Annotated in this window: 15 protein-coding genes; 6 read left to right on the forward strand and 9 right to left on the reverse strand. The window is 74.4% G+C overall.

Annotation, left to right across the window (positions count from 1 at the left end; genetic code table 11):
- Positions 1 to 138: 138 nt before the first annotated feature.
- On the reverse strand, positions 139 to 1,194 hold the full coding sequence (locus ACFQ11_RS05895) for a glycoside hydrolase family 18 protein (protein WP_378296815.1): 1,056 nt from the start codon (positions 1,192 to 1,194) through the stop codon (positions 139 to 141).
- 197 nt (positions 1,195 to 1,391) lie between these two features.
- Here ACFQ11_RS05895 and ACFQ11_RS05900 point away from each other — a divergent pair, with 197 nt between their 5' ends.
- Positions 1,392 to 1,628, forward strand: coding sequence for a hypothetical protein (locus tag ACFQ11_RS05900; protein ID WP_378296817.1), 237 nt, complete (start codon positions 1,392 to 1,394; stop codon positions 1,626 to 1,628).
- 43 nt (positions 1,629 to 1,671) lie between these two features.
- Here ACFQ11_RS05900 and ACFQ11_RS05905 read toward each other — a convergent pair whose 3' ends face one another.
- The gene (locus ACFQ11_RS05905; RefSeq protein WP_378296818.1) at positions 1,672 to 2,049 is read right to left on the reverse strand and encodes a VOC family protein; all 378 of its coding nucleotides are present in this window, start codon (positions 2,047 to 2,049) and stop codon (positions 1,672 to 1,674) included.
- Entirely contained in the window at positions 2,046 to 2,354 is a 309-nt protein-coding gene (locus tag ACFQ11_RS05910) for a hypothetical protein (RefSeq protein ID WP_378296819.1), read from the reverse strand. The genes ACFQ11_RS05905 and ACFQ11_RS05910 overlap by 4 nt, the downstream gene beginning before the upstream one ends.
- Before the next feature lie 122 nt (positions 2,355 to 2,476).
- Here ACFQ11_RS05910 and ACFQ11_RS05915 point away from each other — a divergent pair, with 122 nt between their 5' ends.
- From ACFQ11_RS05915 to ACFQ11_RS05930, 4 genes are all read left to right on the forward strand, one after another.
- Positions 2,477 to 3,076, forward strand: coding sequence for a CGNR zinc finger domain-containing protein (locus ACFQ11_RS05915; RefSeq protein WP_378296821.1), 600 nt, complete (start codon positions 2,477 to 2,479; stop codon positions 3,074 to 3,076).
- Positions 3,077 to 3,156: 80 nt separating this feature from the next.
- Positions 3,157 to 3,714, forward strand: coding sequence for a GNAT family N-acetyltransferase (locus ACFQ11_RS05920; RefSeq protein WP_378296822.1), 558 nt, complete (start codon positions 3,157 to 3,159; stop codon positions 3,712 to 3,714).
- Between the two features lie 57 nt (positions 3,715 to 3,771).
- On the forward strand, positions 3,772 to 5,463 hold the full coding sequence (locus ACFQ11_RS05925; protein WP_378296823.1) for an MFS transporter: 1,692 nt from the start codon (positions 3,772 to 3,774) through the stop codon (positions 5,461 to 5,463).
- A 34-nt stretch (positions 5,464 to 5,497) separates the two neighbouring features.
- Positions 5,498 to 6,364, forward strand: coding sequence for a 1,4-dihydroxy-2-naphthoate polyprenyltransferase (locus ACFQ11_RS05930; protein WP_378296824.1), 867 nt, complete (start codon positions 5,498 to 5,500; stop codon positions 6,362 to 6,364).
- Here ACFQ11_RS05930 and ACFQ11_RS05935 read toward each other — a convergent pair.
- Together ACFQ11_RS05935 and ACFQ11_RS05940 are read right to left on the reverse strand one after the other, a co-directional pair.
- Complete coding sequence (locus ACFQ11_RS05935; protein ID WP_378296825.1) at positions 6,328 to 7,362, reverse strand: hypothetical protein; 1,035 nt, start codon at positions 7,360 to 7,362, stop codon at positions 6,328 to 6,330. The two genes, ACFQ11_RS05930 and ACFQ11_RS05935, sit on opposite strands and share 37 nt — an antisense overlap.
- Before the next feature lie 103 nt (positions 7,363 to 7,465).
- The gene (locus ACFQ11_RS05940; RefSeq protein ID WP_378296826.1) at positions 7,466 to 8,146 is read right to left on the reverse strand and encodes a uracil-DNA glycosylase; all 681 of its coding nucleotides are present in this window, start codon (positions 8,144 to 8,146) and stop codon (positions 7,466 to 7,468) included.
- Between the two features lie 109 nt (positions 8,147 to 8,255).
- Here ACFQ11_RS05940 and modA point away from each other — a divergent pair, with 109 nt between their 5' ends.
- On the forward strand, positions 8,256 to 9,026 hold the full coding sequence (gene modA, locus ACFQ11_RS05945; protein ID WP_378296827.1) for a molybdate ABC transporter substrate-binding protein: 771 nt from the start codon (positions 8,256 to 8,258) through the stop codon (positions 9,024 to 9,026).
- Positions 9,027 to 9,141: 115 nt separating this feature from the next.
- Here the strand turns inward: modA and ACFQ11_RS05950 are convergent, their stop codons facing one another.
- From ACFQ11_RS05950 to ACFQ11_RS05965, 4 genes are read right to left on the reverse strand one after another with little or no spacing between them, the layout of a single operon-like run.
- A complete protein-coding gene (locus ACFQ11_RS05950) occupies positions 9,142 to 9,681 on the reverse strand; it encodes a transglutaminase-like domain-containing protein (protein WP_378296838.1) in 540 nt (179 codons plus the stop codon).
- Entirely contained in the window at positions 9,681 to 10,418 is a 738-nt protein-coding gene (gene dapB / locus ACFQ11_RS05955; RefSeq protein ID WP_378296828.1) for a 4-hydroxy-tetrahydrodipicolinate reductase, read from the reverse strand. The genes ACFQ11_RS05950 and dapB overlap by 1 nt, the downstream gene beginning before the upstream one ends.
- Before the next feature lie 30 nt (positions 10,419 to 10,448).
- Positions 10,449 to 10,823, reverse strand: coding sequence for a phage holin family protein (locus ACFQ11_RS05960; RefSeq protein WP_378296829.1), 375 nt, complete (start codon positions 10,821 to 10,823; stop codon positions 10,449 to 10,451).
- A 30-nt stretch (positions 10,824 to 10,853) separates the two neighbouring features.
- Complete coding sequence (locus ACFQ11_RS05965; protein WP_378296830.1) at positions 10,854 to 12,164, reverse strand: M16 family metallopeptidase; 1,311 nt, start codon at positions 12,162 to 12,164, stop codon at positions 10,854 to 10,856.
- Positions 12,165 to 12,246: the final 82 nt, after the last annotated feature.

A 12,246-nucleotide genomic window follows, 5' to 3' on the forward strand; every position in this document is an offset into this window, starting at 1 on the left:
ACTTCCTCGTGCCGTCCGCCGTCCGGCCCGCCGCTCGGGCCGGTCGCGCCGCACCGGGAAGTACCCCGGCGGAGCGCCTGTACCCGCCCCTTTCTACCTGGGGAAACCGAGGTTTCGGAACGTGGTTCCGGGGGTTTCTCATCCGCCAACCTTCTCTGTCTCCGGCGGCAGCCAACTCGCGCGGTACAGCGCCCATTCGTCCGCGCTCGTCGTCCACGCGGCGTAGACGCCGACGCCGTACGGACGCGCCGGCGGCCGGTCGAGCCGGTCGATGCCGCGCCGGACGCCGCGCAGCGCGACCTCGAGGTCCTCCGCCCACGGCATGACGGGGGGCCGGTAGGTGGGGACGCCGATGAACACGGTCGTCCGGTCGCCGATGAGCTCGAGCGTGGCGGTGGTGTGCCGCGCGAAGTGCCAGCCCGCGAGCGACCTGGTCGGCAGCGACACGTCGTAGGTCATGATCGCGACCTGGTCGACCTTGCCGGCGACGTCGCGCAGGAAGTCCTCGGTGGGCCGGGCCGGGTGGCGCAGGGTGCCGTTCCTCGGCAGGAGGGCGTCGTAGACGGGCTGGGCGGCGTCGGCGAGGGTCGGCTGCTCCAGGGCGACCGAGAGCAGCGCGTCCCGCTCCCGGGTGAGCTCGCGGGTCGCGTCGAGCAGGTCGAGGAACGCCCGGTCGTCGGGGTAGATCGGCTCGAGGTCGTAGTGGATGCCGTCGAACCCGAGGTCGAGGAAGATCTCGTCGGTGCGCAGGATCCGCGCGCGGACGCCCGGATCGTCGATCTGGATGATCCCCTCGCCGTCGACCACGCGGATCTGCCCGAGGTACGCCTGGGTGCGCACGTCCGGCGCGTACTTCTCCATCGCGGTCGTCAGCGCGCCCGCGTACCGGTACTTCTCGGGCGGTACCGTTCCGTCCGCCTCGAACGGCCCCGCGTGGAAGTACACGTCCGTGATGCGGTTGACCTTCAGCAGGTCCGCGAACTCCCGGTACTCGGCGTCCGTGTGCGGCTCGCCCACCCACTGGTGCCGCGCCCACAGCGCGTTGGTGGCGGTCCCCCGGGCCTTCGGCTCGGGCTGCCACCAGGCCCACGCCGCGACCGGCGCGAGGAGGATCAGGCCGAGCAGGAACGCCGCCGCCCAGCCCGCCCGGCGCAGCGCGCGCCGCGCCCGGCCTTTCCGTACGGTCCCTGTCATCCCGCAATGATCCCGGAGGATCCCGGCAGTCCAGGCATACACCTCCGGTGGAACGGCCGAGTCCCATGACCGGGGCGGCTCCCGGCCATGAATCGATCATGCTTTGGCCCGCGCTCCGCCTCGGACGCGAGCAAGGTTCGCAACCGGGGAATCATGCGGTGACCACACCCGATGCGGGGGATGGAGGTCGAGCCGACATGCGAGCGAGAACCGGCAGGCGGACCACCGTGGACCGGCGGGCGCGGGCGGACCTGCCCGCGCCGGAGCGGCCCGGCCCCGCCGCCCCCGGCCCGCTGATCACCACCCGGGCACTGCTGATCATCCTCATCGCCCTGGTCGCCGCGGGCATCTGCGCCGCCGCCCCCCAGGCCGCCATCCCCATCGGCGTCGGGGTGGGCGTCGTCACGCTGCTCGCCCAGATCGTCAAGGACTGACCGCGGCGGAACCCCGGGCCGGGGGTCCCGCCCGGCGGATCCGCTAGCGGACGGTCACGAAGCAGAACTCGTTGCCTTCCGGGTCGCGCCAGACCCGGAAGGGCGCCTCGGGACTCCCCATCGGCTCCCCCGCCGGGGACGCGCCGAGCCGCCGCGCCCGCTCCCCCGCCGCGTGGACGTCGGGGACGTTCAGGTCGAGGTGGATCCGGTTCTTGATCGTCTTGCGCTCGGGGACGAGCTGGAACGACAGCACCGGGCCGTGCCCCTCGAGCGGCTCGAGGTCGAGCCAGTCCTCGTCGCGGGAGGTCTCCCTCATGCCGAGCAGCCCGCCCCAGAACGCCGCCATGGCGTCCAGGTCCGTGCAGTCGAGGACGAGGTTGCCCACCTTCGGCGTCGCGGCGCCGGCCGGGTTCTCGGTCATCGGGTTCCTCCTGCGGTCCGTGCTACGTGGAACGAGCGGGCGGCGGCCCGGCGGCAGCCGGGCGTCGCCGCGTGCACCGGATGGGCGGGACGAGCGGGACGCGCGCGCCGCGCGGACCGCTCCGCCGTGCCGAGCCGTCCGGACACCCCGTCCGCCAGCCAGCGGCGGAACGGCGCGAACGGTCCGGCGCCGGCGCCGGCGGCGGCGAGCCGGGCCTCGACGATGTCCGCCTGCAACCGTGCGTGTTCCCGCCGCGCCCACTCGCGACGCGCGGCCATGCCGGCCAGGTCGATCAGCGCCTTCATCGACGTCCTCCATCCATTGACACCACCTAAACCGTAACGCCGGTGTCGATGGAGTGCAACCGGCAATCCGCGGAAGGTGGTGTCGCGTCGGATAGGGTGTTGAATGGACGGCGGGAGGGGAGATGACCGACGCGCACGCGGGCCCCGCGCTGCTGCTGCGGGACTTCGTCAACACGCTCGACATCGACGCGGGCGCCGACGGCCTCGCGTCGCCCGGCGACCTCGCCGGCTGGCTCGCCGGGCACGACCTGGTCCCGGCGGGGACGGCGGCGTCCGACGGCGACCTCGGCACGGCGATCGACCTGCGGGAGGGGCTGCGCGCGGCCCTGCTCCGCAACCACCGCCGCGCGGCCGGAGAACCCGCCGCGCCCGCCCTTCCCCCCGAACTGGAGGACGCCCTCGGCGCGCTCCCCCTGCGGGTCACGCTGGCCTCGGGCCCGCACCCCGTGCTGCGTCCGGCCGCCGAGGCCGGGACGGCCGCCGCCGGACTCGCGCGGATCGCGGCGGCGATCGCCGACGCGTCCGCCGACGGCACCTGGCCGCGCCTCAAGGTCTGCCACGAGGACACGTGCCTCTGGGCGTTCCTCGACACCTCCAAGAACCGGTCGCGCGCCTGGTGCAACATGAGCACCTGCGGCAACCGGACCAAGACCCGCGCCTACCGCGCCCGCCGCCGCGCCTCGGCCGCCGGACCGCCCGCCGGACCGCCCGCCGGGGGCTGAACCCGGCGGCCCGTGCCGCGCCGCGGCCGGTCCGCTCTAGGGTGGGCGGGGATCCACCCGAGGAGAGGACACAGCACGCCATGGCTGCCAACGGGCCCGATGTCGGCGTGCGGCCGGCCCGCCGCGCCGACGCCGCCGCCGTCGCCGACGTCCAGGTGCGGACCTGGCGGCAGGCCTACCGGGACCTGCTGCCCGACGCGGCCCTCGCCCGGGTGACCTCCCCGGAGGCGCGGGACGCGTGGCGGGAACGGTGGGTGGACGCCGTGACCGCGCCGCCGTCCCCGCGGCACCGGCTCCTCGTCGCGGTCGCCGCCGACCTCGTCGTCGGGTTCGCCGCGCACGGCCCCGCCGAGGAGGCCGACCACGACCCCGGCACCGCCGCCGAGCTGATCACGCTGCTGGTCGACCCGCTGCACGGCCGCGCCGGGCACGGCAGCCGGCTGCTCGCCGCCACCGTCGACACGCTCCGCGAGGACGGCGTCACGACGCTGGTCACCTGGGCGTTCGAGGGCGACGACGTGACCCGGGCGTTCCTGGGCTCGGCGGGCTGGGCGCCGGACGGGACGGCCCGGACGCTCGACATGGGCGAGCCGGTCCGGCAGATCCGGCTGCACACCGACATCACCGGCGGCGACTGAGGCCGTTCGGGAGGGGTCGGTGACGGCCATCGGCGCCGCGGCCATATCTTGGAGGTCGTGCCCAAGTCCACCTCCATGACGCCGCCGCATGCCTCCGCGCAGGTCGCCGAGCCGGTCACCGGCCCGCCGGGGCGGCCCGCCGATCACCGACGCTGGCTCGGCATGGTGGTGATGAGCCTCGGCGTCTCGCTGATCGTCGTGGACGCCACGATCGTCGGCGTGCTGCTCCCGAACATCGTCGGGGGGCTCGGGCTGACCACGACGGACGCCGCGTGGGTCACGTCCGTGTACTCGCTGGTGTTCGCGGCGCTGCTCATCCCGTTCGGGCGCGCGGGCGACCTGTTCGGACGCCGCCGGATGTTCGTGATCGGCGTCGGCGTGTTCGCGGCCGCGAGCGTCGGCGGGGCCCTCGCCCGGGACGGTTCGGCGCTGATCGGCGCGCGCGCCCTGCAGGGCGTCGGCGCGTCCATGATCATGCCCGCGACGCTGTCCACGGTGAACGCGGTGTTCACCGGCCGGGACCGCGCGGTCGCGTTCGGCATCTGGGGATCGCTGATCAGCGGGATGGCGGCGCTCGGCCCGCTGCTCGGCGGCGCGGTCGCGGCCGGGGGCGGCTGGCGCTGGGCGTTCGGGATCAACCTGCCGCTCGGTATCGCCCTCATCGCGGGCGCGCTGCTGCTCATGCCCGAGACACGGCCGCGTCCCGCCGCCGCGCGCCGCGGAAGCGCGCTGCGGGAGATCGACTGGGCCGGCGGGCTGCTGTCCGCGCTGGGGCTCGGCGCCCTCGTCTGCGGGCTCATCGAGGGCCAGACCTACGGCTGGTGGAGCATCACCCGGCCGTTCTCGATGGCCGGGTTCGACTGGCCGGAGACGGGCCCGTCCCCGGTCCCGGTCGTCCTCGGGCTGGGCATCGTGCTGCTGACGGCGCTCGTCGTGCTGGAACGCTCGCGCGCCGCCGCCGGACGCCCGGTCATGCTCGACCTGGACCTGTTCCGCATCCCGAACTTCCGGCACGGCAACCTCGCGTCGTCGCTCATCAACGTCGGCGAGCTCGGGCTCCTGTTCGTCCTGCCGCTGTTCCTGCTGGGCGTGCACGGCACGAACCCGCTGCAGATCAGCGTCGCGATCCTGCCGCTGGCCGTGGGCGCGTTCCTCAGCGGCGGGTACGCCGGACGGCTCGCGAACAAGCGGGGCGCGCACCGGGTGGTGCAGATCGGCATGGCGCTGGAGGTCGCCGCCGTCCTCGGCCTCGCCCTCACGATCTCCCCGAGCACCGGCGGGTTCGGCCTCGCGCCCTGGATGCTGCTGTACGGGCTGGGCCTCGGGCTGACGTCGGCGCAGCTGACGAACGTGTCGCTCGCGGACGTCCCGGCGGCCGCGGCCGGGCAGGCGTCCGGCACCCAGTCCACCGCCCGGCAGGTCGGCGCGGCGCTCGGCATCGCGGTGATCGGGACGGTGTTCGCGACGAGCCTCGGGCACGCGATGGACGGCGAGCTCGCGGCGTCCGGGACGCCCGCGGCGGCGCGCGACGCGATCGTCGCCGACCTGCGCACCAGCGCCGGGACGTACGCGCGCGACCTCCACGAGACCCCCGGCATGGACGCCGCCGCGCGCGCCGCGGACGCGAGCCTCGCCGCCGCGACCCGCAACGGCGCGCTGGTCACGGCGGGAATCCTGTCCCTCGGGCTGGTCCTGTCGCTGCGGCTGCGTCCCGGCCGCGCCCGGCATCGGGAAGAATCGAACCCCTGAGTCCCCCTGTCGTCGACGAGAACAAGCGGTAACTGTGGCCACGCTCTCCCATTGGGTCGCCGGTTCGCGGCCCCGCACCCTGCCCGCCTCCCTCGTCCCCGTCGTCGTCGGCACCGGCGTCGCGGTCGGCGAGGGCCAGGCCGTCTGGTGGCGCGCGCTGCTCGCGGCCGTCGTCGCGCTCGTGCTCCAGATCGGCGTGAACTACTCCAACGACTACAGCGACGGCGTCCGCGGCACCGACGAGGACCGGGTCGGACCGCTGCGGCTCGTCGGCTCCGGGGTCGCGCCGCCGAAGCAGGTCCTGGCCGCGGCGCTCGGCTGCTTCCTGCTCGCCGCGGTCGCCGGGCTGGTGCTGGCGGCCGTGACGACCTGGTGGCTGCTGCTGGTCGGCGCGGTCGCGATCCTCGCGGCCTGGTTCTACACCGGCGGCAAGACGCCCTACGGGTACCGGGCGCTCGGCGAGGTGTCGGTGTTCGTGTTCTTCGGTCTCGTCGCCGTCGTCGGGACGGTGTACGTGCAGGTCGAGGCACTGCCGTGGGAGGCGTGGGCCGCGGCCGTGCCGGTCGGGCTGCTCGCCTGCGGGATGCTGGTCGCCAACAACCTGCGCGACATCCCGACCGACCGGGAGTCCGGCAAGCGCACCCTCGCGGTCGTCCTCGGCGGCCCGTGGACGCGGATCCTGTACGCCGCCTGCACCGCGCTGCCGTTCATGGTCGTGCTGGCGCTGGCCGCCCCGCACCCGTGGGCGCTGCTCGCGCTGCTCGCCGCGCCGCTGTCGATCCCGCCGACGCAGAAGGTGATGAACGGCGCGACCGGCCCCGCCCTCATTCCGGTGCTGGGCGAGACCGGCCGGCTGCAGATCGCCTACGGGGTGCTGCTGGCGGTCGGCCTGGCCCTGTAGGCGGCCGGCCCGGGGCGGGCGGCCGCGGCGTGCTCGGTGAGCAGGGCGGCGCCCGCGAGGCCCGTCAGGAGCCCGGCGAACACGCCCGTGAGCGACGCCAGGTTCGTCGCCGCCGCCATGTCGTGCCCCATCTCGCCCGGCTGCGTCAGCACGATGACGAGCGAGTACAGCGGCCACGCGAACGTCGCGGCCGAACCGACCCACGCGACGGCCAGCGGCCGGACGAACCGCCGGGGGCGGTCCGCGCGGCGCAGGACGAGCAGCAGCGCGCCCGCGCCCGCCACCGCGAGCGCCGCGCCCGCCCCGGCTAGGATGTGCTGGGCGACGTTCATGTCGCCGACCGGCCCGTCCGGGCGTCCCGCCGTCCCGCCGAACGCCCAGTAGAGGTTCGGCAGCGCGAACACGACCGCGAAGACCGTCGCGGTCCGCGCCAGAAGCAACTGGAGACCGTGCGTGGCCCCGACGGCGATGTCCCGCGTGCGCGCCGCGAAGACGTCCCGCCAGCGGGCCCGCGCGTACAGCACGAAGGCCGTCAGCAGGCCGATGCCCTGCACCGTGAAGCCGGCGTAGACGACCCCGAACACCCAGCCCCGCAGGGCGTCCGGCGTCCCGGGCTCCGTCACCGGCTCGCCGAACGCCATGACCACGGCCGCCGGGGGCACCGCGATCGCGATCGGCGCGAGCAGCCCGGCGGCGATCCAGGTCGGCGCCAGCACCAGCCATCCCGGCAGCCGCAGCCCCCAGCGGAACGTGAACGCCAGCGCGATGGCCACCGCGACCGCGTCCATCGCCATCGTGACCGCGTTGCCGACGTAGAGCGCGGAGTTCCGTGCGGCCTCGGCGTCGTTCCAGCCCACGGTGCTGCCGGACAGCCACGCGAGCTTGATCGTCAGATACGGGACGCAGGCGGCGACCGTCGCCGCGCACACGGCGAGCCGGAGCCGTCCCGGCGCCTCCGGCGCGGCCGCGCGTCCCTGCGGATGAGCTGTGACCGTCATGCCACGATCGTCCGCCGGGACGGGCCCGCCGCGCCTCCCTCGCCGAGGGGAGACCGCCGCCCGGCCTCCCCCGCCCGGGTGAACCCCCCCCCCGGGGATACGGCTAGGCCGGCGCCCAGTCGATCTCGCTGCGGCCCGCGTCCACCAGGGCCTTGTTGACCGCGCTGAACGGCCGGGTCCCGAAGAACTTCTTCGCGCTCAGCGGGCTCGGGTGCGCCGACTCGATCACCGTGTGGTGCGCGCCGGTGATCAGCCGGGCCTTCTTGCGGGCGTAGGCGCCCCACAGGACGAACACGACCCGCTCGGACTTGTCGTTCAGCGCCCGGATCGCGGCGTCGGTGAAGTCCTCCCAGCCCTTCCCGGCGTGCGACCCGGCCTCGCCCGCGCGGACCGTCAGCACCGCGTTCAGCAGCAGCACCCCCTGGTCGGCCCAGCGGGTCAGGTCACCGGACGTCGCGGCGGGGATCTCCAGGTCGGCGGCCAGCTCCTTGTAGATGTTGCGCAGGGACGGCGGCAGCCGCACGCCCTCGCGAACACTGAAGCTCAGCCCGTGCGCCTGGCCGGGGCCGTGGTAGGGGTCCTGGCCGAGGATCAGCACCCGGGCGTCCTCGAACGAGCAGCGCCGGAACGCGTTGAACAGGTCCTCGCGCGGAGGGTAGACCGTCTGCTCCTCGTACTCGCCCGCGACGAACGCGCCCAGCGCCGCGGTGGCGAGCGGGTCCAGCAGCGGGTCGAGCCTCGCCCGCCAGTCGTCGGGCAGCAGCTCCATCAGGTCGAGGGACATCGGGCCTCCGTCAGGGTCATCGGCTACGGCGGAAACACTAGCGCCGCGCACTGACACGCCAGACCGGAATCAGCCGGGCGAACGCCCACCGGCTCTAGGATGAAGCCATATGCCGGACTCCCCCCGTCGGCGCGGCGCCCTCGCGTGCGTCCCGCTCGCCCTGCTCGCCCTCACCGCGGCGTGCGGCGGCTCCTCCGGCGGCACGACGCTCACCGTGTACGCCGCGTCCTCGCTCACCGAGGTGTTCGGCGAGATGGAGGCCGCCTACGAGCACGCCGTCCCGGACGTCGACGTCAGCCTCGTGTTCGGCGGCTCCCTCGAGATGGCGGGCCGGCTGTCCGACCTGTCCCCCGCGGACGTGCTCGTCACCGCGGACGCGGCCAGCATGAACCGCGCCGACGCGCACCTCGGCGGCCGCCGCCGGACCGTCGCGCACAACTCGCTGACCATCGCCGTCGCCCCCGGCAACCCGCTGCGCGTCCGCGGCGTCGCCGACCTCGCCCGTCCCGGCCTGCGGACCGCCGCGGGCGCCGGCTCCGTCCCCTCCGGCCGCTACACCGCCCGGCTCCTGCGCAACGCGGGCGTGGCCGTGCGCTGGACGAGCGTCGAAGTCAGCGCCCGGGCCGTCCTGGACCGCGTCCGCGCCGGGGAGGCCGACGCGGGCGTCGTCTACCTCACCGACATGCGCGCGGCGGGCGTCGCGGCGAGCGGCGTCCCCATCCCGGCGGACCTGAACGTCGTCACGTCCTATCCGGCGGCGGTCGTCGAGGGCGGCGGGCAGGAACGCGCCGCCAACGGGTTCGTCTCCTGGCTCACCGGCTCGACGGCGCGGGCGCTGTTCCACAAGCACGGATTCCCCGTCCCCGACGCGCCGCAGTAACGGTTTCGGCGCATGAGACCAGGGCGAGCACCGGCCCCTCGGACGATCACCGGTGCCGCCCGGGCACCACCGCGGCCGCATGCGTCGACTCCCCGGAGTGGGGCCGCGGCGGCGGTCAGAGCGCGGCCGGGAGGGCTTGCGGGTCGAGGGTCCGCATGGCCCGCAGAGCCCCCAGGACGGTCGGGTGCGGGGTCGCGTAGACCACGGGGTGCACCGGGACGTCCGGGTAGGCGAGGCGGTCCTCGGAGGGCGAGAAGTCGACGTCGACGTCGGCGTTGTTGCCGCGCGGGTCGAGCCGCACCCACCGGTCGTCCACGAGGACGGCGGTGAGGCCGTGCAGGACGCCGGAGACGGTCTGGTAGCACAGGCCCGCCTGGACGCCGCCTGCGCGCAGCAGGGCCACGTAGGCGTGCGACTTCGCGTAGCAGAGGCCCACCCCCTGCTCGAGGACGTCCGAGGCCCGCCAGGGGACGCGCGGGTCACCGGCGTCCATCGAGTGGGCGACCCGGTCGCGGACGTGGTCGAACGCGGCGTGCGCGTACGCGATGTCGTCGCCGGTCCGCAGGTCCGACGCGATCGACTGGACGAGCGGGTGCTCGATGTCGATCGCGTCGGAGGCGGCGAGGTAGTCCCAGGGTTCGGCCGCGAACTCCATCACAGGCCGAGGAGGGACTCGATGCCGATGGTGAGCCGGTCGAGGTTCGGGACGCGGCGGACGGCGAGCAGGACGCCGGGCATGAACGACTCGCGGTTCATCGAGTCGTGGCGGATCGTGAACAGCTCGCCGTGGCCGCCGAGCACGACCTCCTGGTGCGCGATGGCGCCCGACATGCGGACGGCGTGCACCCGGACGCCGTCGACGTCGGCGCCGCGCGCCCCGTCGAGGGCGGACGTGGTCGCGTCGGGAGACGGCTCGACCTTCGCCTCCGCGCGGGCGGCGGCGACCAGTTCGGCGGTGCGGTGGGCCGTGCCGCTCGGGGCGTCGACCTTGTTCGGGTGGTGCGTCTCGATGATCTCGACGGACTCGAACAGCGGCGCGGCCTTCTGCGCGAAGTGCATCATCAGGACGGCGCCGATCCCGAAGTTCGGGGCGATGAGGACGTTGCCCGCGGAGGCGTCGGTCAGCCAGGAGCGCACGGTGTCGACGCGGGACGGGTCGAAGCCGGAGGTGCCCACGACCGCGTGCAGCCCCCGCTCGACGCACCAGCGGAGGTTGTCCATGACGACGTCGGGGCGGGTGAAGTCGACGACGACCTCGGCGGCGGTGAGCGGGTCGAGCGCGTCCCCCACGTCGACGGTGGCGACGAGCTCCATGTCGTCCGCGCCCCGCACGGCGCGGCACACCTCCGCGCCCATCCGGCCCTGCGCGCCCAGCACTCCGACCTTGATCACGTGTTCCTCCCGTCCGGCGACGGACCGAGCCTACCGGTCGTCGTCGACGAACAGGTTGAGGACCCAGCTCACGAGCCCGACGATGATGGCGCCCCAGAACGCGGGCCAGAACCATTCGACGTGGAAGGGCACGCCGATCTCGTCGGCGACCCAGCTCGTCAGCATCAGCAGCGCGGCGTTCACGACGAGCGCGATCAGGCCGAGGGTCAGGATGTAGAAGGCGCAGCCCAGCACCTTGATGACCGGTTTCAGCACGGCGTTGATGACGCCGAACACCACCGCGACCACCAGGAGGGTGAGCGCCTTCTCGCCGGTGTCGTCGCCTTGCAGGTCGATGCCGTCCACGGCCGCGGACGCCGCCCACAGCGCCACCGCGGCGATGACCACTCGGATGAGGAACTTCATCCCCAGGCCCCTACCCCGAGGGCGCCGCGGTTAACTGCCGAAGCCGTCGCCCACGGGCCCGATGACGGTGAGGGCCTGCGGCGCGCCGAGGACGTCGGCGGCGACGGCGCGGACGTCGTCGAGGGTGACGGCCTCGACGCGGGCGAGGACCTCGTCGACGGGCATCAGCGACTCGTAGACCAGCTCGCTCTTGGCGATGCGGCTCATCCGGGAGCCGGTGTCCTCCAGGCCGAGCACCATGGCGCCGCGGAGCTGGCCCTTGCCGCGTTCGAGCTCCTCGGCGGTGAGGTCGCCGGCGCGGGCGACCTCGTCGCGGCAGATCTGCAGGACCTCCTCGGCCTTGGACGGCTGGCACCCCGCGTAGACGCCGAAGATCCCGGAGTCGGCGTACTGGGCGGTGTAGCTGTACACCGAGTAGGCGAGGCCGCGCTTCTCCCGGATCTCCTGGAAGAGGCGGGACGACATGCCGCCGCCGAGCGCCGCGTTGAGGACGCCGAGGGCGAAGCGGCGGTCGTCGGTGCGGGACACGCCGAGGCCGCCGAGGATGATGTGGGCCTGCTCGGTGTCCTTGTCGAGGACGACCGTGCGCGGGTCGGCGGTCACCGCCGGGCCGTCGAGGCGTGGCCCGGCCGGGGCGGCGTCGCCGGTGAGGTGTTCGGCGAACGCCTCGGACACGAGCCCGACGACACGGTCGTGGTCGACGTTGCCCGCGACCGACACGACGAGGTTCCGCGGGACGTACCGGTCGCGGTAGTAGCCGTGAATGCGGTCCCGCGACAGCGCGTTGATCGATTCCTCGGTGCCGAGGATGGGACGGCCGAGGGGCGTGTCGCCGAACAGCGCGGTGGCGAACTCGTCGTGGACGAGGTCGCCCGGGTCGTCGTCGCGCATGTGGATCTCTTCGAGGATGACGCCGCGTTCGGCCTCGACGTCCTCGGGACGGTTCACCGACGCGGCGACCATGTCGGACACCACGTCGATGGCGAGCGGCAGGTCGGCGTCCAGCACCCGCGCGTAGTAGCAGGTGTACTCCTTGGCGGTGAACGCGTTGAGGTCGCCGCCGACCGCGTCGATCGCCGCGGAGATCTCCAGCGCGGAGCGGCGCTTCGTGCCCTTGAACAGGACGTGCTCGAGGTAGTGGGAGGCGCCCGCGTCGGCGGGCTCCTCGTCGCGGGAGCCGACCGACGCCCAGATGCCGAACGCCGCGGACCGGACGGTCGGCATCGTCTCGGTGATGACGCGCAGGCCGCCGGGCAGGACGGTGCGGCGGACCTCGCCGGCGCCGTCGGAGTGGATCGTGGTGGTGGTTCCGGGCTCCTGCGCCCGGGCCGGCAGCGTCACGGCTGGCTCACCCTCCGGTTGCTGGTCGCTGGTCCCGGGGCCGGCGGGCGCCGGGCTGGAAAGCGGCCGACCGGCCCGCCCC

Origin of the sequence: Actinomadura sediminis (genome assembly GCF_042675525.1) — a bacterium.
Lineage (GTDB): Bacteria > Actinomycetota > Actinomycetes > Streptosporangiales > Streptosporangiaceae > Spirillospora > Spirillospora sediminis.